26 protein-coding genes and 1 pseudogene are annotated in these 22,415 nt (G+C 37.9%); 21 read left to right on the forward strand and 6 right to left on the reverse strand.

Annotation, left to right across the window (positions count from 1 at the left end):
- Positions 1–24 precede the first annotated feature (24 nt).
- Both sufB and ACQKN3_RS14010 read left to right on the forward strand, forming a co-directional pair.
- Complete coding sequence (gene sufB / locus ACQKN3_RS14005; protein ID WP_251690085.1) at positions 25–1,422, forward strand: Fe-S cluster assembly protein SufB; 1,398 nt, start codon at positions 25–27, stop codon at positions 1,420–1,422.
- 182 nt (positions 1,423–1,604) lie between these two features.
- Positions 1,605–1,748, forward strand: a complete 144-nt coding sequence (locus tag ACQKN3_RS14010) for a hypothetical protein (protein WP_251690084.1) — start codon at positions 1,605–1,607, stop codon at positions 1,746–1,748.
- Positions 1,749–1,794: 46 nt separating this feature from the next.
- Here ACQKN3_RS14010 and ACQKN3_RS14015 read toward each other — a convergent pair whose 3' ends face one another.
- Positions 1,795–2,148, reverse strand: coding sequence for a thioredoxin family protein (locus ACQKN3_RS14015; protein WP_427712443.1), 354 nt, complete (start codon positions 2,146–2,148; stop codon positions 1,795–1,797).
- A 69-nt stretch (positions 2,149–2,217) separates the two neighbouring features.
- Between ACQKN3_RS14015 and ACQKN3_RS14020 the strand changes: the two genes are divergently transcribed.
- From ACQKN3_RS14020 to ACQKN3_RS14045, 6 genes are all read left to right on the forward strand, one after another.
- Positions 2,218–3,069 carry a DUF72 domain-containing protein gene (locus ACQKN3_RS14020; protein ID WP_427712395.1) on the forward strand — a complete coding sequence of 284 codons (852 nt, stop codon included), beginning with the start codon at positions 2,218–2,220 and terminating at the stop codon, positions 3,067–3,069.
- A gap of 25 nt (positions 3,070–3,094) precedes the next feature.
- Positions 3,095–4,459, forward strand: a complete 1,365-nt coding sequence (locus ACQKN3_RS14025; RefSeq protein WP_427712397.1) for a bifunctional metallophosphatase/5'-nucleotidase — start codon at positions 3,095–3,097, stop codon at positions 4,457–4,459.
- A 65-nt stretch (positions 4,460–4,524) separates the two neighbouring features.
- Entirely contained in the window at positions 4,525–5,628 is a 1,104-nt protein-coding gene (locus tag ACQKN3_RS14030) for an HD-GYP domain-containing protein (RefSeq protein WP_427712400.1), read from the forward strand.
- 42 nt (positions 5,629–5,670) lie between these two features.
- Positions 5,671–6,441: a sporulation protein YunB gene (yunB, locus tag ACQKN3_RS14035; protein WP_251690080.1), complete on the forward strand. Its 771-nt coding sequence runs from the start codon at positions 5,671–5,673 to the stop codon at positions 6,439–6,441.
- A gap of 112 nt (positions 6,442–6,553) precedes the next feature.
- The gene (gene lipA / locus ACQKN3_RS14040; RefSeq protein ID WP_008408659.1) at positions 6,554–7,465 is read left to right on the forward strand and encodes a lipoyl synthase; all 912 of its coding nucleotides are present in this window, start codon (positions 6,554–6,556) and stop codon (positions 7,463–7,465) included.
- A gap of 155 nt (positions 7,466–7,620) precedes the next feature.
- Complete coding sequence (locus tag ACQKN3_RS14045) at positions 7,621–7,968, forward strand: YutD family protein (RefSeq protein WP_340732945.1); 348 nt, start codon at positions 7,621–7,623, stop codon at positions 7,966–7,968.
- A gap of 40 nt (positions 7,969–8,008) precedes the next feature.
- Here ACQKN3_RS14045 and ACQKN3_RS14050 read toward each other — a convergent pair whose 3' ends face one another.
- Positions 8,009–8,275 (reverse strand): DUF3055 domain-containing protein, encoded by a 267-nt coding sequence (locus ACQKN3_RS14050; RefSeq protein WP_427712403.1) that lies wholly within the window; start codon positions 8,273–8,275, stop codon positions 8,009–8,011.
- A 91-nt stretch (positions 8,276–8,366) separates the two neighbouring features.
- Between ACQKN3_RS14050 and ACQKN3_RS14055 the strand changes: the two genes are divergently transcribed.
- Together ACQKN3_RS14055 and ACQKN3_RS14060 are read left to right on the forward strand one after the other, a co-directional pair.
- A complete protein-coding gene (locus ACQKN3_RS14055; protein WP_251690078.1) occupies positions 8,367–8,819 on the forward strand; it encodes a DUF86 domain-containing protein in 453 nt (150 codons plus the stop codon).
- A complete protein-coding gene (locus ACQKN3_RS14060; RefSeq protein WP_427712408.1) occupies positions 8,819–9,583 on the forward strand; it encodes a TIGR01457 family HAD-type hydrolase in 765 nt (254 codons plus the stop codon). Before ACQKN3_RS14055 ends, ACQKN3_RS14060 begins: the two co-directional genes overlap by 1 nt.
- Before the next feature lie 23 nt (positions 9,584–9,606).
- On the opposite strand, the gene ACQKN3_RS14065 is transcribed toward ACQKN3_RS14060, so the two are convergent.
- The gene (locus ACQKN3_RS14065; protein WP_079524177.1) at positions 9,607–9,846 is read right to left on the reverse strand and encodes a YuzB family protein; all 240 of its coding nucleotides are present in this window, start codon (positions 9,844–9,846) and stop codon (positions 9,607–9,609) included.
- Positions 9,847–10,123: 277 nt separating this feature from the next.
- On the opposite strand from ACQKN3_RS14065, the gene ACQKN3_RS14070 reads away from it, so the two are divergent.
- Positions 10,124–11,191 (forward strand): NAD(P)/FAD-dependent oxidoreductase, encoded by a 1,068-nt coding sequence (locus ACQKN3_RS14070; protein WP_251690076.1) that lies wholly within the window; start codon positions 10,124–10,126, stop codon positions 11,189–11,191.
- Positions 11,192–11,286: 95 nt separating this feature from the next.
- Here the strand turns inward: ACQKN3_RS14070 and ACQKN3_RS14075 are convergent, their stop codons facing one another.
- Positions 11,287–11,619, reverse strand: a complete 333-nt coding sequence (locus tag ACQKN3_RS14075) for a YuzD family protein (RefSeq protein WP_008409039.1) — start codon at positions 11,617–11,619, stop codon at positions 11,287–11,289.
- On the opposite strand from ACQKN3_RS14075, the pseudogene ACQKN3_RS14080 reads away from it, so the two are divergent.
- A pseudogene (locus tag ACQKN3_RS14080) lies at positions 11,576–11,940 on the forward strand (NifU family protein). The gene ACQKN3_RS14075 and the pseudogene ACQKN3_RS14080 overlap by 44 nt on opposite strands.
- A gap of 53 nt (positions 11,941–11,993) precedes the next feature.
- Here ACQKN3_RS14080 and ACQKN3_RS14085 read toward each other — a convergent pair.
- Positions 11,994–12,686 carry a DUF2225 domain-containing protein gene (locus tag ACQKN3_RS14085; RefSeq protein ID WP_427712412.1) on the reverse strand — a complete coding sequence of 231 codons (693 nt, stop codon included), beginning with the start codon at positions 12,684–12,686 and terminating at the stop codon, positions 11,994–11,996.
- Between the two features lie 211 nt (positions 12,687–12,897).
- On the opposite strand from ACQKN3_RS14085, the gene ACQKN3_RS14090 reads away from it, so the two are divergent.
- From ACQKN3_RS14090 to ACQKN3_RS14115, 6 genes are all read left to right on the forward strand, one after another.
- Entirely contained in the window at positions 12,898–13,272 is a 375-nt protein-coding gene (locus ACQKN3_RS14090) for a HesB/IscA family protein (protein ID WP_251690074.1), read from the forward strand.
- Between the two features lie 313 nt (positions 13,273–13,585).
- Positions 13,586–15,340, forward strand: coding sequence for a methyl-accepting chemotaxis protein (locus tag ACQKN3_RS14095; protein WP_427712414.1), 1,755 nt, complete (start codon positions 13,586–13,588; stop codon positions 15,338–15,340).
- 238 nt (positions 15,341–15,578) lie between these two features.
- Positions 15,579–16,790 (forward strand): EAL domain-containing protein, encoded by a 1,212-nt coding sequence (locus tag ACQKN3_RS14100; RefSeq protein WP_251690072.1) that lies wholly within the window; start codon positions 15,579–15,581, stop codon positions 16,788–16,790.
- Positions 16,791–16,938: 148 nt separating this feature from the next.
- Positions 16,939–18,150, forward strand: coding sequence for an NAD(P)/FAD-dependent oxidoreductase (locus ACQKN3_RS14105; protein WP_427712417.1), 1,212 nt, complete (start codon positions 16,939–16,941; stop codon positions 18,148–18,150).
- A gap of 79 nt (positions 18,151–18,229) precedes the next feature.
- Positions 18,230–18,727 (forward strand): NUDIX domain-containing protein, encoded by a 498-nt coding sequence (locus tag ACQKN3_RS14110; protein ID WP_251690070.1) that lies wholly within the window; start codon positions 18,230–18,232, stop codon positions 18,725–18,727.
- A 122-nt stretch (positions 18,728–18,849) separates the two neighbouring features.
- On the forward strand, positions 18,850–19,176 hold the full coding sequence (locus ACQKN3_RS14115) for a YuiB family protein (protein ID WP_251690069.1): 327 nt from the start codon (positions 18,850–18,852) through the stop codon (positions 19,174–19,176).
- 80 nt (positions 19,177–19,256) lie between these two features.
- Here ACQKN3_RS14115 and ACQKN3_RS14120 read toward each other — a convergent pair whose 3' ends face one another.
- Entirely contained in the window at positions 19,257–19,739 is a 483-nt protein-coding gene (locus ACQKN3_RS14120) for a divergent PAP2 family protein (RefSeq protein ID WP_427712445.1), read from the reverse strand.
- A gap of 154 nt (positions 19,740–19,893) precedes the next feature.
- Between ACQKN3_RS14120 and ACQKN3_RS14125 the strand changes: the two genes are divergently transcribed.
- The 3 genes from ACQKN3_RS14125 to ACQKN3_RS14135 all read left to right on the forward strand — a co-directional run bounded on the left by ACQKN3_RS14125 (position 19,894) and on the right by ACQKN3_RS14135 (position 22,367).
- Positions 19,894–21,393 (forward strand): leucyl aminopeptidase, encoded by a 1,500-nt coding sequence (locus ACQKN3_RS14125; protein ID WP_251690068.1) that lies wholly within the window; start codon positions 19,894–19,896, stop codon positions 21,391–21,393.
- 120 nt (positions 21,394–21,513) lie between these two features.
- A complete protein-coding gene (locus tag ACQKN3_RS14130) occupies positions 21,514–21,711 on the forward strand; it encodes a hypothetical protein (protein WP_251690067.1) in 198 nt (65 codons plus the stop codon).
- 95 nt (positions 21,712–21,806) lie between these two features.
- Positions 21,807–22,367 (forward strand): YufK family protein, encoded by a 561-nt coding sequence (locus ACQKN3_RS14135; protein ID WP_427712422.1) that lies wholly within the window; start codon positions 21,807–21,809, stop codon positions 22,365–22,367.
- Positions 22,368–22,415 lie beyond the last annotated feature (48 nt).

Below are 22,415 nucleotides of genomic sequence, written 5' to 3' on the forward strand. Positions count from 1 at the left end.
CAATAGATGAACGGAGGAGACAACATGGCTAAAAAAATGCCTGAAATCGGCGATTACAAGTATGGTTTCCATGATAAGGACGTATCAATTTTCCGTTCTGAACGTGGACTTACAGAAGATATCGTTCGTGAAATCTCAAGTATGAAGGAAGAGCCACAGTGGATGCTTGACTACCGCTTAAAAGCTCTTGAAAAATTCTATGAAATGCCAATGCCTCAATGGGGCGGTGACCTAGCGTCATTAAACTTCGATGAAATTACGTATTACGTAAAACCATCTGAAGCAACTGAACGTTCTTGGGATGAAGTACCTGAAGAAATCAAAGCAACATTTGATAAATTAGGTATTCCAGAAGCTGAACAAAAATATCTTGCAGGTGTATCTGCTCAGTACGAATCTGAAGTAGTTTACCACAACATGAAGCAAGACCTTACAGATTTAGGGATTATCTTCAAAGATACTGACTCAGCATTAAAAGAAAACGAAGATATCTTCAAAAAACACTGGGGTACAGTAATCCCTTATACAGATAACAAATTCGCAGCATTAAACTCTGCAGTTTGGTCTGGTGGTTCATTTATTTATATGCCTAAAGGCGTTAAATTAGACACACCATTACAAGCATACTTCCGTATTAACTCTGAAAACATGGGTCAATTCGAACGTACGCTAATCATCGTAGACGAAGATGCATCTGTACACTACGTAGAAGGTTGTACAGCGCCTGTTTACACAACAAACTCTCTACACTCGGCTGTAGTAGAAATCATCGTTAAAAAGAACGCTTACTGCCGTTATACAACGATTCAAAACTGGGCAAACAACGTTTATAACCTTGTTACAAAACGTACAGTTGTTGAAGAAAACGGTACAATGGAATGGATCGACGGAAACATCGGTTCAAAATTAACAATGAAATACCCTGCTTGTATCCTTAAAGGTGAAGGCGCACGTGGTATGACATTATCAATTGCCATTGCAGGTAAAGGTCAACACCAACACGCTGGTGCGAAAATGATTCACTTAGCACCAAACACATCTTCAACAATCGTTTCAAAATCGATTGCTAAGCAAGGTGGTAAAGTTACGTATCTTGGTCAAGTAAAATTCGGTAAAAATGCTAAAGGTGCACGTTCGAACATAGAGTGTGACACATTAATCATGGATAACGAATCTACTTCTGATACAATTCCATATAACGAAATCTTAAATGATAATGTATCTTTAGAGCACGAAGCGAAAGTTTCTAAAGTATCTGAAGAGCAATTGTTCTACTTAATGAGCCGTGGTGTTTCTGAAGAAGAAGCGACAGAAATGATCGTAATGGGCTTCATCGAGCCATTCACAAAAGAATTACCAATGGAATACGCAGTAGAAATGAACCGTCTAATCAAGTTCGAGATGGAAGGTTCTATCGGATAATTTTTATCCAGGCACTTGCCTCCAATTTATTGGAGACAGGTGCTTTTTTATTTAATTGTGGTGAATTCGTGAAGAAATAAACAACTTTACTAGAAAGATTCCAGAAAGCGCACAGTATACGTTTACAATAATTGTATTAGATGGAATAATGGATTTAGAATGTATATAAAGGAGCGACAAAAATGGAAAACTTATTTTGGCCAGTAGCTTTAGGGGTTCCTGGTGCTGTAGTTGTAGTTGCAGTAGCACTCACTTTTTGGGCTTTAAAGGAAAAGAAGAACGGTAAGATTATGAAAAATGAAGAGCATGAAGGTATTATTAAATAATATTAAAATGGCTTCAAACGACTACTTAAGCGTTTGAAGCTTTTTTCTATTTTAAGTTGGAAATGAAGTTTTCGATTTCCTGTTGTGTTTTACGGTCTTTGCTGACGAAACGTCCAAGCTCCGTGCCGTTTTCATAAGCTAAAAAACTAGGAATACCGATAATTCCTAAATCAATACATAGATCTAAAAACTTATCTCGGTCTACTTTAACGAATTTATATTCCGGAAATTTTTCAACGACTTCCGGCATAAACGGATCAATGAAACGACAATCTCCGCACCAATCCGCTGTAAATTCGAAAATAACGGCTGCACTGCTTTTAAATTGCTCAAATTCCTCTGTTGATTGTAAAATATGCATAAACTTGTCCTCCTTTTTTCTATTATTATGATGTGAAATGTAGTGTTTTGCAATGAATGACCATTGAGAAGGGTAAGGTATTATACAATGCTAGAGAGGTGAAGAACGATGATTTCAATCGGCTTAACTGGTTGGGGAGATCACCCGGAAGTATATAGTGAAGTTACTGCAGCAAAAGATAAATTATTTGATTATAGCGGGCATTTCCCTGTCGTAGAATTAGATACGTCCTTTTATGCGATTCCTTCACCGGCAAATGTAGAGAAATGGTGCAAGGATACACCGGATAGTTTTCAATTTGTCGTGAAGGCTTATCAGGGCATGACAGGTCATTTACGCGATGAACTGCCATTTGAGACGAAAAATGATATGTTCAACGCATTTCGAAATTGTGCAGATACATTTAAAAAGCACGGTAAGCTTGCAATGGTACTAGTTCAATTTCCTCCTTGGTTTGACTGCCAAGGGAAAAATGTTCAATATATCCGTTATATAAAGCAACAATTACAAGGGTATCCTATTGCTATTGAGTTTCGAAACCAAACTTGGTACAGTGCGGAAATGAAAGAGAAGACACTGCAATTTTTAAAAGACAATCAGTTGATTCATACAGTTTGTGATGAACCGCAGGCAGGAAGCGGCTCCGCTCCTTTTGTACCAATTGCTACTAGTGAGAAGGTGCTCGTACGTATTCATGGTCGCAATGTTCATGGATGGCGAAATATAGGGCATGGGGAAAACTGGCGCAAAGTGCGGTTTTTATATGATTATAATGAAGAGGAACTGCAGAAACTTGCAGAGGAAGTAAAATTTTTGGCACGCCAATCAAAACATGTCTTCGTATTATTTAATAATAATTCTGGAGGGCATGCAGCAAAAAATGCAAAACGAATGCAGCAAATTCTTGATCTTGAATTTGATGGTTTAGCGCCAAAGCAATTAGGTCTTTTTGAAGAATAACGTAAAGCGAGGTGGCAATGCAAAAGTGCGAGAAGTAATTCATATATTCCATACGAATGATTTGCATAGTCATTTTACGTACTGGAAACGCAGTCAGTCGTTTATTCAAATACAACGTCAATTACTGGCCGATAAAGGTGAAACTAGCTTCTTGATCGATTTAGGAGATCATTTGGACCGTTCCAATTTATATACAGAGGCAACACTAGGTAAGGGTAATATCAAAATGCTGAATGATGCGGATTATGATGTTGTGACAATTGGAAACAATGAAGGCATAACGCTCTCCTATAATTTGCTCTATCATTTATATGATGACGCAAAGTTCGAAGTAGTTGTTGCAAATCTATATTCACAATCAGAAGAAAACCCCCGGTGGTTGAAACCTTACACAATATTGACTACCCAGTATGGCACAAAAATCGCTGTAATAGCTGCGACTGCTCCGTTCCACCTTTTCTATAAGGAGCTTGGGTGGGACGTGACAAACCCGCGTACAGAGCTTGTAAAGCTTGCATTTGAATTAAAAGAGCAGGTAGATATAATCGTTTGTTTATCACATTTAGGGATTACCGAAGATGAATTGCTGGCACAGGAATGCCCGATTATCGATGTGATTTTCGGTTCGCACACACATCATGTGTTTGAAAAAGGTAAAGTGGAAAACAATGTACTTTTAACTGGAGGCGGGAAATTTGGGCAGTATACCGGACAGTTAACGATGGAATTTGACCACTTGTCCCGAAAACTAGTAGAAAAATCAGATCAATTATTTGAAAACGCACTTTTACCAACTGTCGAAGAAGAAGAACAGTGGTTGTCCAATCTTCAAAAAGAAGCAAAGGCTATTTTGGAAAAGCCTATTTTCACATTAACGAAACCTTACAATAAAGAATGGTTTCACCGTTCCCAATTATCGGATTTATTTGCAGAGTGTATGTATGATTATACAGAAGCGGATTGTGTTATGTTCAATGCTGGAATTTTTGTCGAACCGTTGCGTAAAGGACTAATTTCTACATATGATATTCATAAAATTTTTCCCCATCCGATAAATATATGTGTCGTGCAAATAACCGGCAGTGAATTAAAAGAAATTTATACTCAATCCGAAAACGAAGAATGGCCGCGTCTTGAATTAAAAGGCCTTGGTTTTAGGGGTGTGATATTCGGAAAAATATTGAATTATGGTATTGAGATGACGAAGCAGCGTGAGTTATATATTAACGGGAAACTCATGGAGCCGGATCGGATCTACCGATTAGCAACACTGGATCTGTTTACATTCGGTTATTTTTTCCCAAGCTTTAAATATGCAAAAAAGCAATATATGCTACCGGAATTTATCCGGGATGTCTTTAAAAATTATTGTATGAAAAAGTTTCAGTAAATTTCCCAAAAGCCACTTTCCAATTATATAATGAACGTAATAGTAGAATGGAGAAATTAGTATAGATGCGATTAATATCGATAAATGTTTTGAAAGAAGGTATGGCAGTCGGCAGAACTATTTGGAATGAAGCTGGTCATCCACTGCTTCATAAAAATGTCGTTGTAACAAGCCGAATTATTGAAAGGCTGCGAGAGCTGAATATTCATTATTTATACATTGATGACAAACTCTCAGCCGGAATTGAAATAGAAGAAACAATTGCACCGTTAAAAAGAATGGAAGCCGTAAAAAATATGGCAAAATCGTTCGAAAATGTGAAAAATGCGAAACGGGATCAGGCATCCTATGTGCTGGATCAACAGTCCAAAGTAATTGGCTTTATTGTCGATGATATTATGAATGCCATTATTAATAGCGAGGAAGTATTAATGGTTCTGACGGATGCTTATTTGTATGACAAATATATTTACCAGCATTCATTCCAAGTAGCATTGTATTCAATCGCGATTGCTAAGGAAATGGGCTATTCTTACGAAGACATACGATTAATTGGAATTGGGGCTATTTTACATGATGTGGGCAAGCTGCTTATTTCGCCTGATATTTTATTGAAGCCGAGTAACTTAACGGATGAAGAATACGAAGAGATGAAGAACCATGCCCGTTACGGGTTTGACTTATTACGCAATTTACATTCAGTGTCATTGCTTGTAGCACATTGCGCGTTTCAACATCATGAACGAATTGATGGAAGCGGTTATCCACGGGGACTTGTTAACAATGAAATTCATCCGTTTGCAAAAATTATCGCTGTTGCAGACGTGTTTGATGCATTAACATCAAATCGGATATACCGGAAGAAAATGTTGCCGTCAGAAGCGATTGCAATCATAGATAACGGTAACGGAATGCAGTTTGATGCAAAGGTGATGCAGGCATTTAAACGGAGTGTTGTCCATTATGCAAATGGATCAATTGTGCTGTTGTCCGATGGAAGACGTGGAATTGTATCAAAGCAAAATCTTGTCGATGTGACACGTCCTTGGATACGTATTTTCCAGGAAAACGGTCAGATGTTGGACGCTACATATGAAATATGTTTAAGTGATTACCCGACAGTCGATATTAAAAAAGTTGATGTAGATTTTGATGAAAATATAGAATAGAAAAATCCTCCTTCTCATATTTTATGGGAAGGAGGATTTTTTTTGCGTTTTCGTAAAAGAAAGTGGAATTCCTATGGCAGGAAAAAAGGCAAAATGCATAATGCCGTAACAATCGTTATCGTCAGTATTGTCGGTATGGTTTGTTTTAGTATATATGTTATTAACGATAGATTAATGCCAACCTATTTACAGTACGCCGAAGTCCAAACATTTAAAGTAGCTTCGTATGTTGTGAGTAAAGCAATTAATTCCAGAACATCAAGTGTGCTTGATGTAAATGATGTCATCGTCGATTTACCGACCCAATCAGATGATATGATTACGACAAAATTTAATACGGAAATAATTAACCAAGTACGGGCAGAAACAACAGCATTAGTAAAAGAGTATTTAGAACAGGCTGAAAATGGAGATTTATCACATTTGCCGAATTTGGAAAATGTAGAATATGACGTAGGAAAAATGGAAGCCGGTGACGGAATCGTATTTTTCGTACCGTTAGGGCAGGCTTTAAACCTTCCGATTATCGGGAATTTAGGGCCGAAAATACCGATTCGCTTTCATATTATTGGGAATGTGAGCAGTAATGTTGAATCAACAGTAAGTGAATTTGGCATAAATAATGCAATTGTAGAAGTAAATTTACTCATTGGAGTGAATGTCCAAATTATCGTGCCATTTGCCAGTAAATCTGCGTCGGTCGAGCAGAAAATCCCGATAGCAATTGGTCTAGTAAGAGGAACCGTGCCGCATATTTACAGTGCAGGTGAAGGGGCACAGCCGTCTATCGAAGTACCAATCCCTTACGAATAGTAACTTAATTATGATAAATTAAAATTATGAGAATACTCTGTTGTTGGAAAGTTGTTAATATGATACTCTGACATCAGAACATCGTAGCATTTGAGTGAGGGGAGTAAATGATATGACATCTTGTAAACCAACTAATCCTAGAGAAGAACACTTGCGCAAACCGGAGTGGCTAAAAATTAAGCTAAATACCAATGACGAATACAAAGCACTAAAAAAATTAATGCGGGACAATAACTTGCATACGGTATGTGAGGAAGCTCGCTGCCCGAATATTCACGAATGCTGGGGTGAGCGTCGTACAGCAACAATGATGATTTTAGGTTCTGTATGTACGCGTGCATGTCGTTTCTGTGCAGTTAAAACAGGTTTGCCTAATGAATTGGACTTGGCTGAACCAGAGCGCGTAGCAGATTCTGTTGCGTTAATGAATTTAAAGCATGTTGTTATTACAATGGTAGCGCGTGATGACCTGAAAGACGGGGGCGCGGAAGTATTGGCAGAAACGGTGCGTGCAATCCGCCGTAAAAGCCCGTTAACTTCTGTGGAAGTACTACCATCTGATTTAAGCGGTCGTGAAGAAAGTTTACGCATATTAATGGACGCAAAGCCGGACATTTTAAACCATAATATCGAAACAGTACGCAGTCTGACACCACGTGTTCGGGCAAAAGCGACATATGACCGTTCACTGGAGTTTTTACGCAGAGCAAAAGAAATGCAGCCAACTATACCGACAAAATCTTCTTTAATGATTGGTTTAGGAGAAACGTTAGAGGAAATCTATGAAGTAATGGATGACCTGCGTGCAAACAATGTTGATATTATGACAATCGGCCAATATTTACAGCCGACAAAAAAACATTTGCCAGTAAAAAAATATTACTCTCCAATCGAGTTTGGCAAGCTGCGTAAAATCGCTATGGAAAAAGGCTTCAGCCATTGTGAAGCAGGTCCATTAGTACGCAGTAGTTATCATGCGGATGAACAAGTGAATGCAGCAAAACAATCAAGTGTTACATTGTAGAAAAATAGACGTTTAACTTATCTATGCGGGCATTTTAATACTCGCCGAAAGACGGACTATAGCTGATTTCACCATATTTACCTACAAAATTTGTTGTGAATATTGCTTTCAGGTTCAATATTCATTAACATGGAAATAGATAGGTGGTGTCTAGTTTGATTATTGCAGATGGGTATGCTTATGAAGTGATCGAAAATGTGCGGGAAGGTTTTCAAGAAGATGCATTTATCGCACGATACTCAGATATTTTATCGAAATATGATTATATTGTAGGGGACTGGGGTTACGGTCAGCTACGTTTAAAAGGATTTTTTGACGATAAAAATCAAAAATCCACGTTTGATACAAAAATTAGTACGATTCAAGACTATTTGTACGAATATTGTAATTTTGGATGCGCCTATTTTATACTTCAAAAAACAGGCCGTGCACAAGAACAAAAGAAAGAACAAATCGTTGCACAACAAACTGAGGCAGAAGAGCCGGTTGAATCAGCTGAATAACGTACAAAAGAGGAGGCGCCGTATAGCGCCCCCTCTTTTTTTAGCTTAATAGTTCACGTAAATATTCACGTAAGTCTTCCGTTTCTTCTTCTGTACGGTTGTATACATGTTCTAAATACCCAGGTTCTTCCGCATCATCTGCTCCAATAATGGCAAAACGGCCAAACTGGATATCAAGAACGAGCACTTTTCCGAAAAAGCGACTACTTTGCAATATGGCTAAATCATAGCGCTGAGTTTTTCCGGCAAAGCTGACGAAGCGCGTTTTTGTATCTTCTACATCATCATATAAGAAAAATCGTTCCATTTTGTTTTGTACCCCTTCCATCTCTATAGAATATGGTACTATATAAAGGAAAACACTATCAACTTTTATTGATTGAATGGAGGCTTTATCTATGTACTTCGTAGATAGAAATAAAATTACAAACAACTTAGCACACTTGGACGAGTTACTGTCGATCTTTGAATCGACTGAAAACTGGTTGGCAGATGATATTCATAAGCTGGCATTACAACGAATCGGCCATAATGTAATGGAAGCGATGATGGATGTAGGAAACTTGGTGATTGACGGCTTTATTATGCGTGATCCTGGAAGCTACGAAGACATTATCGATATTTTCGTTGATGAAAAAGTGATTACAGAAGAGATGGATGCACCCTTAAAAGCGGTTGTCGGCTTACGCAAAATGATCGTTCGTGAATTTATCGCTGTAGATAGTGAAGAAATTTTAAATGTATTAACTGCAAACTTAAATATACTCAAGCAATTCACTCCAAAAGTTCACGATTACTTAACAAATGAATTAGGACCAGTTTCAGCCTTTTTACCAGAGGATGAGGCATAATGTTTCCGTATAAAGCGTATTGCTTTGATTTGGATGGGACAATCTATCGGGGGAGTGAAGCGATCGATTCTGCCGTGAAATTTGTCCACCTATTGCAGGATGAAGGAATTGAACCGTATTATTTAACGAACAATTCATCGAAAACCCGTGAACGACTTCAGCAAATTTTACAAGATATTGGCGTAGAGGCACCGCTTGATCATATTTATTCAAGCTCACTTGCAACGGCAGCCTATGTAGCAAAAATGAGTGCAAATAATAAAGTGAATGTTGTCGGTGAACTTGGCATTCGCACAGCTTTAATCGAGCAAGGATTAGAGATTACCGATGAACAGAGCGATGTTCTTGTAATGGGGATAGACCGTCAAATCTCATATGAGAAACTTGTAAAAGCATGTGGCTATGTCCAGAATGGCGCGAAGCTAATTGGAACAAATGGTGATATTAAATTTCCGAATGAAACGGGTTTTACTCCGGGGAATGGGTCATTTGTTCAATTAGTAGCAAATGTTTGCGGGGTTACACCGACGTTCGTAGGGAAACCATCACCGGTTATGCTGGAGATCATTGCTGAAGAGCATCACTTTGAAAAGAATGAAATGGTTATGGTCGGGGACAACTATGATACCGATATTTTATGTGGTATAAACTTTGGCTGTGATACCATTCATGTCAATACGGGAGTTACTCCTACTGAAATTGTAAAACAGCAAGCCAAGCTGTCTACGTATTGTGTAGAAAATTTGATGGAACTTATTAAATAAAGAAAAAATCCGATGTGGGACGTTTACCACATCGGATTTTCTTCTATATATTTATAAATGCGCTTCGTCAGCTCTTCTGGAGTGTCCGCCTCAACTATATCCCCGTTAACAACAGCATAAAAGTTTTCGGCACATTTCGTACAGTAGCTTAAGCAGCCATATTCCAATACATCAATATCAGGATCTTGCTCCAGTTGTTCATATGTTTGTTGCGCACCATTTGCTAAATTGCTGATGCAAAATTCGACTAATGGATTTAACATGTTGTCACCTCACTATTAGCAATCCTACTTTTTTTTGCTGCGAACGTCAATTTCTCCGATTTAATATCTTTCAACATATGTTTGAATATGCTTCAATTGCAACAAAATAAATAAAATAGAATAATAAAAAACTTATGTGAATAAATTCACAAAATATCATTTAACATATTGTGAAACTTATCACAAACAGTTATAATACTTATGGAAACTTTGTGAACACAATTATGATGCCTAAAAGCTTTATAATTGATTACTTACAGATATGAGGGAATATGCTATGCAAAAGTTAGTATTATTAGGTGGCGGATACGGAAATATGCGAATTTTACTTCGTCTATTACCAAGTTTACCAGCAGATGTAGAAATTACATTGGTAGACCGTACACCATTCCATAGTTTGAAAACAGAATTTTATGCACTTGCTGCAGGTACATCAACAGATAAGGAAGTCCGTGTTGCATTTCCGGAACATGAGCGCTTAAAATGCGTATACGGAGAAGTAGTACGCATCGACCGTGAAGATAAAAAAATTTACTTGGGTGACGGCGGAGAGCTTGCTTATGATCAGCTTGTTATTGGTTTAGGCTGTATCGATAAATATCATGGAGTGCCGGGTGCCGATGAATTCACATACAGTATTCAAACAATCGCCAAATCACGTAAAACATTCGAAAAAGTATGCGGATTAGCTCCAGGTTCGACAGTTGCCATTATTGGTGCAGGTCTTTCAGGAATCGAGCTTGCAAGTGAACTACGTGAAAGCCGTTCAGATTTAAAAATTAAATTATTTGACCGCTCACACCGTATTTTACGCGATTTCCCGGAAAAGCTAAGTGAGTATATTAAGTCTTGGTTTATTAAACACAACGTAGATGTAATTGCAGAATCAAATATCACTCGCGTTGAAGAAGGCCGTTTATACAACCATGATGAAGTAATTGAAGCTGACGTAATCGTATGGACAGCTGGTGTACAGCCTGTGAAAATCGTTCGTGAACTTGATGTTGAAAAGGATAAATTCAATCGCCCGATCATTACGGATCATTATCATGTAGTTGGGGATGAAAATGTATTTGTAGTAGGAGACTGTGCTTCTTCTCATTTACCTCCAACAGCGCAATTGGCAGAAGAACAAGGCGAACGAATCGTTAAAGTTCTAAAAATGCGCTGGAAAGGCGAGCCACTTCCAGAAAAGCTTTCAGAGATCAAAATGAAAGGCTTTATGGGCTCCCTTGGTAAAAAACAAGGCTTCGTTCATCTAGCTGATACAACGGTAACAGGACGCATTGCACGCCTTATGAAGTCGGGTCTGCTTTGGTACTATAAAAAGCAAAACGAAAATTAAAATTGAACATCCCTGCAAAGGAAATCAATTTGACTGTAAACAAAAAAATTCAATTTCCTCAAGGAGAAAATTGAATTTTTTGTTTATGTTATAATTTACTCTTCAGTTGGTACAAAGCCCGCTGATTCGAGCGCTGTAAATACAGGCTTAATCTGCACATAGCCTTCACCAACTACTTCATCATTGACTAGAACTAAAGGGTAGAAAAATTCATCTTCTTGAATACGATTTGCGTAATCTTGATCACGTTCATTATCAATTACACCTTCAATATCGATATAGCGGATAGTAAACGGCTGTTCCGGATATTTTCGTGAAATTGCCGCTTGAAGCCATTCATATGTATCTTTGGAAGATGGTGCATTTACACAGCTGGCACAGATGATGTCAGCGCCGAAAACTTCTATAACTGGATGTGATTGTGACATAGGAATTCCAACCTTTCGTTATTCAATAATGGATTTTTTTGCTCCTTCACATTATAATGATTTTAATGAAGGGAGTCGAGCAAAATGACAGAAACAGAACAATATGCACAAGTACAAGAAGTTTTAGATAAATTACGTCCGTTTTTATTACGTGACGGCGGAGACTGTGAATTGGTAGATATTGAAGAAGGTATCGTTAAATTGCGTTTATTAGGCGCATGCGGTAGCTGCCCAAGTTCTACAATCACATTAAAAGCAGGTATCGAACGTGCACTACTAGAAGAAGTGCCGGGTATCGTCGAAGTAGAACAAGTTTTCTAATTCAAATTTGAAAGAGCTGCCAAGAAAGTTATTACTTACTTGGCAGCTCTCTTTTATTGGACGATTTTACCTCGCTCTTCTCGAACTAATTCCCATTGCTCTTTAGCCATATTGACGAGTTTGGCTTCACCGCCTACACGTTGACTTTCAATTACACGTGAAAAGAAGCGTGTTGCATTTTCATAATCCCCAAGGCGACGGGACAGCTCAGCAATCATATATATAATTCGTACACTGGACATTGTTGTACCTGCATAATCTTCCGTTGAATAGCTTTCCATATAATGATCGCGGGCCAATTTTAAAAAGCGCAGTTCCTGAACGTTATTTTTTAATGATCGATATAACCAAGCCAAGCGTAATGCCAAGCCAGAAGTAATGACGAATTTTTCCTTTTTAATCGTTGCACAAAACAACGCAAGTTTATATGTTTGAATTGTTTCGAAAACAGAACGTTCTTTACTGAAACTGTGCGGTATCCAATGACTGCAAATTTTTTCATTGATTTGTTCTTTTACACCTGGAGCAAAATATTTACTGAAGTCTTCGGTAAACGAAAACCCGCAATGCTGACAGACAAAAACATTATAATATAATGCATTCACGTTATTGTCTGTATAGACTGGTTGAAAGTCGGAAGTTGTATGTTCAATTTTTATGGACTTGGTACGAACTTTAAGTGTTGAAAAATTTTTCTTGCAATGAATACAGTTCACTGTTTTTTCGTAAAATGGGGAAATTTCCATAAAGGTTCATACCTTTCGTTTAATTATGATTCCTTATTATAGCAAGGAAATTTAAAAAAGTGTGAGTAATCTACTGAATTTATGTGAATTTTTTAGGTATTTTATCCTTATCCCCTTTTACACAATGCAGGAATATAATCAGGTAGAGCAGTTTTGTTGTCAGATAGCTTTTACAATTGTTATGATAAATAAAAGAAAGTAGGTGACTGGAATGGCAAGTGAAAAACAAGTAATCATTTTAACAGAAGCGGCCTCATTTCAAGTCAAAGAAATGATGGTTCATAACGGAGAAGAAAATGCGAGCCTGCGTGTTGCCGTAAAAGGCGGAGGCTGCAGTGGTCTATCATACGGTATGGCATTTGAGCAAACAATAAATGACGATGACTTCGTTGACAACCAACACGGCATTCAAATTATCGTATCCCAAGAAGATGCGGGCATTTTACAAGACACGAAAATTGATTTTAAACAATCATTAATGGGTGGCGGTTTTACAATCGACAACCCGAACGCACTTGCTTCATGCGGCTGCGGAACAAGCTTTAAAGCGGCAGCACGCCCAGCAGTAGAACAACCATGTGAATAATGGATTGTGAATAACGAGTCTCTTTGATTTGTGATGTTATTAAACATACAAATCATGGAGGCTTTTTTTTATGCTTAAAACAGAAAATAAACAACTGAAAGAGGATATTATGTAAAAATATGTTGGAATAAATAAAAAATTAGGTTAAAATAACATTCGAGAATTAAAACTAGTACTTTTATCTATAATTTAAAGTTGTATAGGAGTAATTTGTACTCTTTTTTAGAGGGGGAATAGTTAATTAATTCTATAAATAGGGAGGTTAATTAGTTGCAGTAACCAATAAAAAATTAAATATAAGGGGTGTACATAATTGAAAAAGCAGTTTAAATCTAGCTCTTCTATTAAATCCAAGCTAATTGGAATCTCTATTTTACTATTGATTGTTCCGATGATTGTAATTGGAGTGACAAGTTACCAGAAAAGCTCTACTAGCTTAGAGCAAATAGGTAAAACAAACTTGCAAAACAGTGTTGAATTTACACTTGCTACAATTGATGCTTATAATTCGGAAGTTGAAAAAGGAAATATTTCACTTGAAAGTGCTCAAGAGAAAGTAAAGGAGATTATTTTAGGCGAAAAGAATGGGGATGGGATTCGACCTATAAACTCTTCAATTGATCTTGGTAAAAACGGCTATATGATTGTATATAGTCAAGATGGAACTCGTATTGCGCACCCATCTAAAGAGGGTGCTAGTGCATGGGATGATGAGGATGAAAACGGTGTAAAATTCGCTCAAGAAATGATTGAAATAGCGAATGCCGGTGGTGGCTTTACTTTTTATAATTCAGCATTACCAAATAATAAAGAGCAAATTGAAGAGAAGGTTTCCTATTCAAAAATAGACCCAAACTGGGATTGGGTAGTGACTGCCAGTACCTATATGATGGATTTTAATCAACCTGCTACAGAGCTGTTGACTATTATTCTTATTGTTATGGGTATTTCAATTATTTTAGGGGTAATCATCATATGGTTCTATGCAAATTTAATTACAAAACCAATCATTAAAGTAACGGAACAGATGGGACATCTAGCAAATGGTGATTTAACGAAAGAACTGCTGCTAGTCAAATCAAAAGATGAAATAAGCAGATTGGCTGATGCCATCAATTTATTACATAAAAATCTTAAAAATTCCATGAAGAAGGTTTCCGAAACTTCAGAGTCATTAACTAGTCAAAGTGAAGAACTATCACAATCTGCCGATGAAGTGAGAATGGGATCAGAACAAGTGGCATCTACAATGCAAGAATTGGCTGCTGGTTCAGAAACACAAGCTAATCATGCAAGTGAATTAGCTTCTGTAATGAATACTTTTGTCGAAAGAGTCCATGATGCAAATGAGAATGGGTTACGGATAGAGGAGAATTCAAAAGATGTATTAAATATGACCAATGACGGATCGGAATTAATGAAAAAGTCAATTCAACAGATGGAAAAAATCCATTCCATTGTAAATGAATCCGTTAAAAAGGTTGCAGGGCTAGACAAGCAATCACAGGAAATATCAAACCTAGTTACCGTCATTAAGGATGTAGCCGATCAGACAAATCTTCTTGCTTTAAATGCTGCAATTGAAGCTGCAAGGGCTGGAGAGCATGGAAAAGGATTTGCTGTAGTTGCTGATGAGGTAAGAAAACTGGCTGAGCAAGTATCAAACTCTGTAACAGATATTACGGGTATTGTAGACAATATTCAAAAGGAAACTTCTTTCGTGTCCGACTCACTAAAATTAGGTTATAAAGAAGTAGAACAAGGCAAAACACAAATTGAATCAACAGGTGAAACTTTTGAAGGGATCAGTAATGCTGTAAAAGAAATGGCAAATAGTATTACAACGATCGGGAAAAACTTATCAGAGATTTCAGCTAGTACACAAGTGATGAACGGTTCTGTTGAAGAAGTTGCATCGGTATCTGAAGAGTCCGCTGCTGGCATTGAACAAACAGCAGCATCTGTTCAACAAACAAGCAGTATAATGGAGGAAGTAGCCGGAAGTTCGAAACAACTTGCCAATTTAGCAGAAGAACTCAATACATTAGTGAGAGAGTTTAAACTTTAATTAATTTTTGGCAGCACGCCCTGTGAATAAAATGTAACCAATCTTAAAACCTTTAGCGATTAACTTTCGTTAAAGGTTTTTTTAAAAAAATCCACCTTTTCACTATGCAGAATAATTTGTCAAAATCTTAAAACTTATATTTCCTATAAAATAACTATGTTTTGTTGTATCGTTTTGTATTATTATAAGGTTTGAATTATTATAGATTTATCACCATACTGCTAGGGGGCTTTTCTAAATGAGTGTTTTAGAATTACTGGATAAGTTAGATCAAATCGAAATTTTATATGAGCCAATCTATAGTGCAGATGGGCATCGCATTGTGGCTTATGAAGCGATAGGCCAAGTGGAAAGTGAAAATGAAAAAGAGCCGATTAATATAGAGCAATTTACATATGAAAAAGACGTACCAGCAGATATTAGAGCAGAAATTGAGCAAATCTTTGTTCGCAGATCGTTGCAAAATGTTGCCCATTTAATTGATGATGTTGGTTTGTATATTCCGTGCAACCCTGAACTGCTTTTGCTTGATTTTGGAGAAAGCTATTTTTCAATGCTGAAAGAAACAGTCGCTGAATCGAACCTCCGAAATATTACCCTTGTCATGACGGAACATCTTTACGAAGGAGAGATGAATCAGCTGCAGCATTTAATTCGCTATATTAAAACATATGGCATTAAAATTGCATTGGCAGATGTTGGCTCACAAACACAGCTTGAAAATATTTTACTACTTGAACCGGCTATTCTTAAAATTAATGTCGGCCAGTTGAACTATAATTTATGGGGTGCGCAAAACCATGCGTTTTCAACTATTCGAACACTCGCTGTGAAGATGGGAACGCAATTATTAATCGAAAATATTGAAACGGTCTATCAATTACAGCACGGCTGGAAAAACGGTACCCGTTATTTCAAAGGGCCTTATTTGCAACTGCCGCATAAAGAGCTGCAAGTACGCGATTCTTTAAAAGAACGTTTCCGCAAAGATTGTGAGCAGTTTATTGCTACGGAGAAGAAATTGCTTCTGCAAAAGTATGAGGAAATGAAACGTCTTGAACGGATGATTTGTTCAACAGTCGATCAAATCAATCCATCTACCTCACAAATTGATAAACTGATGCAGCTGGCAAACGCATTGGAAAAATGTGCATTTCGTATTTATATTTGTGACAGCAATGGTTTCCAAACATCCCCGAATATCCGCTGGAACGATGAAAAATGGGAAAAGCAAGAAGAAATCATCGGTAAAAACTGGAGCTGGCGACCGTACTTTCTGTTGAACATTATTAAAATGACAAAAGACAATAAAGGCGAGTTTTCCTCCGTCTACAGTGATATTGAAACAGGCGAGTTAACACGCACATATTCAATGGCCATTTCAAACGAAGAGTTTTTGTTTATTGATATTAAATACGATTACTTATATGAACATAATATTGTAAATTGACAATGAATAATATCCATATGTTTGAAATCACACAGGAAAAACGCTACTATTATGTTAGTATTTCAGTAAAAAACCGTTTACTGGCGTTCTATAAAAATGGCAAATAGATTTATAGCGCCGGTTCATTAAAATGAAGGGGTTTGATTGAATGAAAAGACCGACAATTTTAGTATTAGGCGCAGGGTACGGAGGATTAACAACGATTGTAAATCTTCAAAAATTAATCAATACAAATGAAGCAGAAATTATTTTAGTGAACAAAAACGACTATCATTATGAAACAACATGGCTGCATGAAGTAGGGGCAGGAACGATTTCTCCAGATAAAGCACGTTATCCGATTTCAAAAGTTATTAATCACAATGTAACGTTCGTCATTGCCAATGTAGAAAATATTGATGTCAATACAAAGAAAGTAGAAACATCAGCTGGTGAGTTTTCATATGATTATTTAGTGATCGGCTTAGGCTTCGAAGGGGAAACATTCGGTATTCCCGGTCTGAAGGAACATGCATTATCATTGACGAATATTAATACCGCACGCCAAGTCCGTGAGCATATCGAGTATCAGTTTGCTTCTTGGACATTGGATGAAGTGAAAGACGACAGTAAACTTACGATTATCGTAGGTGGTGCCGGCTTTACAGGCATAGAATTTTTAGGGGAGCTCGGCAACCGGATTCCTGAGCTTTGCAGAGAATTTGATATTCCTCAGGAAAAAGTACGTCTTCTTTGTGTAGAAGCAGCACCGACCGTATTACCTGGATTTGATTCGGAATTAGTCGATTATGCGCAGGATCAGCTGCGTAAAAAAGGTGTGGAATTTTCTATCGGCACACCGATTGTGGAAGCAACAGCAGAAGGCGTGAAAATTAAAAAAGATGAAGAAAATACGGAATTCATTAAAGCCGGTACAGTTGTATGGGCTGCAGGGGTACGTGGAAATGCTCTAATCGAGACTTCCGGTATTGAATCGAACCGTGCACGTATTGCAGTTCGGGAAGATATGCGCGCACCAGGTTTTGATGATGTCTTTGTAGTAGGAGACTGTGCATTTTTATTGAATGAAGAAGCAGGCAGACCTTACCCGCCAACAGCTCAAATTGCGATGCAGCAAGGTGCTGTGATCGCAAAAAATATTAAATATTTAATGAATGATGAGCCGACAGATGTATTTTTCTACGATGATAAGGGAGCTGTTTGTTCATTAGGTCAAGAAGACGCAATCGGAACAGCATTTGGTCGTACTTTTACAGGTAAGCCAGCATCTGCATTAAAGAAAGTAGTAGACGACCGCGCATTATATTTAGTTGGCGGTGTCGGCTTAACGTTGAAAAAAGGGAAATTCAAATTTATATAAACGAACTTCAAACTTGCAAACGATGTGTAACGCTTCTTTTGCAAGTTTTTTTATCAATAGCAAAGGGGGAATGTTATTCATGAAAAAGGATCGTGGAAAAGTGTGGCTTGGCGTTGCCGCAATTGTTGAAAATTCAGCAGGAGAATGGCTGCTCGTAAAAAAAACATATGGGGGACTAAAAGGGGCCTGGTCTTTACCGGCAGGATTTGTTCAGCAAGCCGAAACCGTTACGACTGCAGCGATGCGTGAAGTATTGGAAGAGACGGGGATTCTTTGCGAGGTAAAGGGACTTGTGGGCTTCCGTTCCGGTGTAATCCTCAATGATATTAGTGATAATATGGCGATTTTTTATTGTAAGCCGGTGGATAATGATCAGCCTTTTACTTTGCAGGAAAGAGAAATCGGTGAAGCATGCTGGATGGCACCGAGTGAAATTATTCACCATGAACTTTCATCGGTTATGCTCAGAGAAATGGCAAACCAGCATGCGGCACAACATATTCACCCAATTATTGAAGGTGTGAACCCGGGGGACGTATTCGGCTATAGTGAATACCATCTGTTTTTCAAAAAATAAACGATTTACTTTATGAAGTATTTCTGACAATATTAGTATTCTATACGTTATTTTGGATGTTGAATTGAAAGGACCCGTTATATCATGTAAAATTATGATAGATTAATGGGGGTATACATAACATGAATGATGTTTCGCTAGTACAAGTAATCATTTCCGTCGTATTATTTTTTGTCATGTTTTTCGGTATCGGCTTTTTATTGAATATGTTATTGCGGATGACATGGTTAATGGCTATTGTCTATCCGGTTGTCGTAATTTTTATCATTGATGAAGTAAGCTTTTTGGATTATTTCTTTAAGGCAGGGACAGCATTTCCGGCTTTAATCGATAAAATTCAAGCATTAAAGGTTGTTGATATTGTTGTCTTATCGGGTGGTTTTGGCGGGGCGATCGTGTCGGGCTTTGTCATGATTGCGCTGCGAAAAGCAGGATATCGCATGTTTTAGTTTACTTTAGCGGAGTATCCGCAACGAAAAAAATAAAGGGGTATGTTAAAAGCCGATTTAGCCTTTAACATACCCCTTTTTTATAACACTTGAATGGTGTACCATAAAGCCGCAAAAACAATTCCTGCCAATCCTCCGATGAATACTTCACTTTTTTTGTGACCTAATAATGTTTTTAAATCCTCTATTTTTTCTTGCTCATTCATTTCCGGCCAACGTTTAATTTCATCAAAAAACAAACGGAGATCGTGGCGCAGTTCGTTTAAAACGGCCGCGTGTTGCCCAGCCTGAAAGCGTACATGGCTCGCATCGTACATGACGATTCCTGCCAGCATCGCTGCAACAGCGAAAGTGGGTGAATCAAATCCGGTCTCAATACCGACCGCCGTCGCAACACTTGTTACAGCTGCAGAATGGGAACTTGGCATTCCACCGGTAGATGTCAGCAAGCTCCAATCCACTTTTTTCGTTACGATAAAATGGATTGGTACTTTTAAAATTTGCGCAAAAACAATCGCAAAAACCCCAAGCCAAAGCGGCGTATTTTGTAGAAGTTCGATAATTACACCTACTTTCTCCTCATTGCTATAATTATATCATTTTCCCTATATTCGTTTGAATTTAAACTTGCAGAAAAATAAAAATTATTGGATGTTTCGTTACCCGAATTAAAAAAATTTGTATATAATGAAACTATACATTAGGAGGGTTTTAACTATGAATATTGAATCAACAGCAAAAACGTTTGAAACACAAACTTCGGAAACATTGATTATCGGAGTACAAAAGCATCGTGAACAAATGAAAAACTGGTCAGCGTTTAGTGAATTTTACGGAGATATCATTGACACATGGCTACATGCAGGCGAAATTTCATCAGATACAAAAAAAATTACGAAATTACCGTATTCAGGCAGCCACTCTTCACTTAAACGTATTTACTTTGTCGGTCTCGGTGAACGCAAAAATATAACAGCAAACGAATTACGTGAAGTATTTGCAGCAGTTGGTAAAGAACTGAAAGCATCAAAAGTAAGTGATGTGGCAGTTTGGGTAGAATCGTTTACAACAGATCAGCTGGAAGAGGCGGAAGTTGCGTATTTAGCTGGTGAAGGTTTAAATCTAGGCTATTACTCAGTACAAAATTATAAAACGACTTCAAATGAGCCGAAAACATATTTTGATCAAATTCAATTTGTTACTGAGGCGAATATGGAAGATGTGATCGGTAATTTCGAAGTAGGGAAAATTTATGCGGATGCGGTTAATGAAGCGCGTACATTAATCAACTTGCCTCCTAATTTACTGACAGCAAGTGATTTGGCAGATTATGCAACAGAGCTTGCCAATATTTATGGTTTAGAGGTTGAGATTTTAAACAAAGCCCAAATGGAAGAACTGGGTATGGGCGGTATTTTATCTGTCAATAAAGGTTCTGTAGAAGAGCCCCGTTTAATCACATTGAAATATAAAGGAAAACCAGAATGGGAAGATGTGATCGGCTTTGTCGGAAAAGGTGTAACATACGATACAGGCGGCTACTCATTAAAACCGCGTGAAGGCATGGTCGGCATGAAAGGTGATATGGGTGGTGCAGCCGCTGTTCTTGGTGCAATGCGCATTATCGGTGAAACACGCCCGAAACAAAATGTCGTTGCCGTTATCGGTTCTACAGACAATATGGTATCAGGGGATGCATTTAAGCCGGATGATGTTATTACTATGTACAACGGCAAAACGGTTGAAGTATTAAATACAGATGCGGAAGGCCGCTTAGTACTGGCAGATGCTATGACATATGCGAAACAGCAAGGTGCCAACTATTTAATCGATGTAGCGACATTAACGGGCGGAGTAATCGTTGCATTAGGTAAAGATAAAACAGGTGCTTTAACAAATAACGAAGAATTTTTCGAAGAGTTTATGGGCGCGGCACTTGAAACAGGTGAGTTCGTATGGCGCTTACCGTTAACAGAAAGCGATAAAAAGCGTATCCGTAAATCGGAAGTGGCAGATTTAAACAACTCTCCAGGTCGTGACGGCCATATGATTTTCGGCGGCGGCTTTGTTGGAGAGTTTGCAGAAGGTACTCCTTGGGTTCACCTTGATATTGCAGGAACTTCTGATGCGGATGCACCGCATGCATTGGGACCAAAAGGCGGCACAGGTGCGATGGTACGTACTTTGGCAACACTAGTAGAATTACGCGATATCTAATCAACATGACAGGATGCTTTGCAATGAAAAACTTGCAAGGCATCTTTTTCATTTTTAGGCGGGTGACTAGTGGCTCTCATAATTATGAATACACTATTCATAAGGGAGGAGGACATGAACATGGTTAATCGTTATAATCCAGGTTTTGGATTTGGATATCCATTTGGGGTTCCGTTTTTAGGGAGCTTTTTAGGAGGTTTTTTAGGGGGGTCGCTGAATAATAATCGTTACGGACCATATCCACCGTATTATCAACCGTATCCGCCTAATTACTACTATCCACCGTATTATCCGCGCTATCCGAGACGCTACTGGTAAGAATGCGGTAAGTAGATAAGGAGAGGCTTGCTCGTCCCCACATTGTTAGCTATGATGAGGAAAAGAAATATTACGAGTTTTGAGGGAACGAAATTATGAAAAATCCATATTTATATGGCTACTTACCATTCATTACAATTATTTTATTCAGTTTTTCATTCAGTATGTTGGCTATATCAGAATCGCTACAACTAATTCATGCAATCGGTCTCTATAATGGAATGCGTGAGTTTTTATCGGATATGGAGCTGCGTTTCGTATTACTGATTGTATTTGTGCTACTATTTTTCATGATTTTTTCAGCATTGAAGCTGATCGGTGAAACGATTCATGAGCTTGGAATGCTGTTCTTCTCAAAAGATAAAGAAGGGCAAACGATCCATGCAGCACGCGGTGGATATGTCATCTTCTTTTTTGGAGCATTTGCTTCGGTAATTGGGAGTCAATCCTTACCGATTTTAGTCGGCATTTTTATGTTCACGATTTTTTGTTATTTTATTTACAACGTTTATAAGAAGAGTCAGTATATGTCCATTCCAGGGTTGATCGGATTAATCTTTTATGAAGTAATTACCTGGTTTCTATTAGTGGCTCTCGTCGTCTATGCCGTGATTAAGCTATACAACGGAATTCTTGCGAGCTTGCCGTTCGCATAGTATAAAAAAAGCTTGTTAGGATTTTAGCGGGGGAGGTGCGCTATTTAA

The sequence above is a fragment of the Solibacillus sp. NPDC093137 genome (assembly GCF_050280445.1).
Classification (GTDB): domain Bacteria; phylum Bacillota; class Bacilli; order Bacillales_A; family Planococcaceae; genus Solibacillus; species Solibacillus isronensis_B.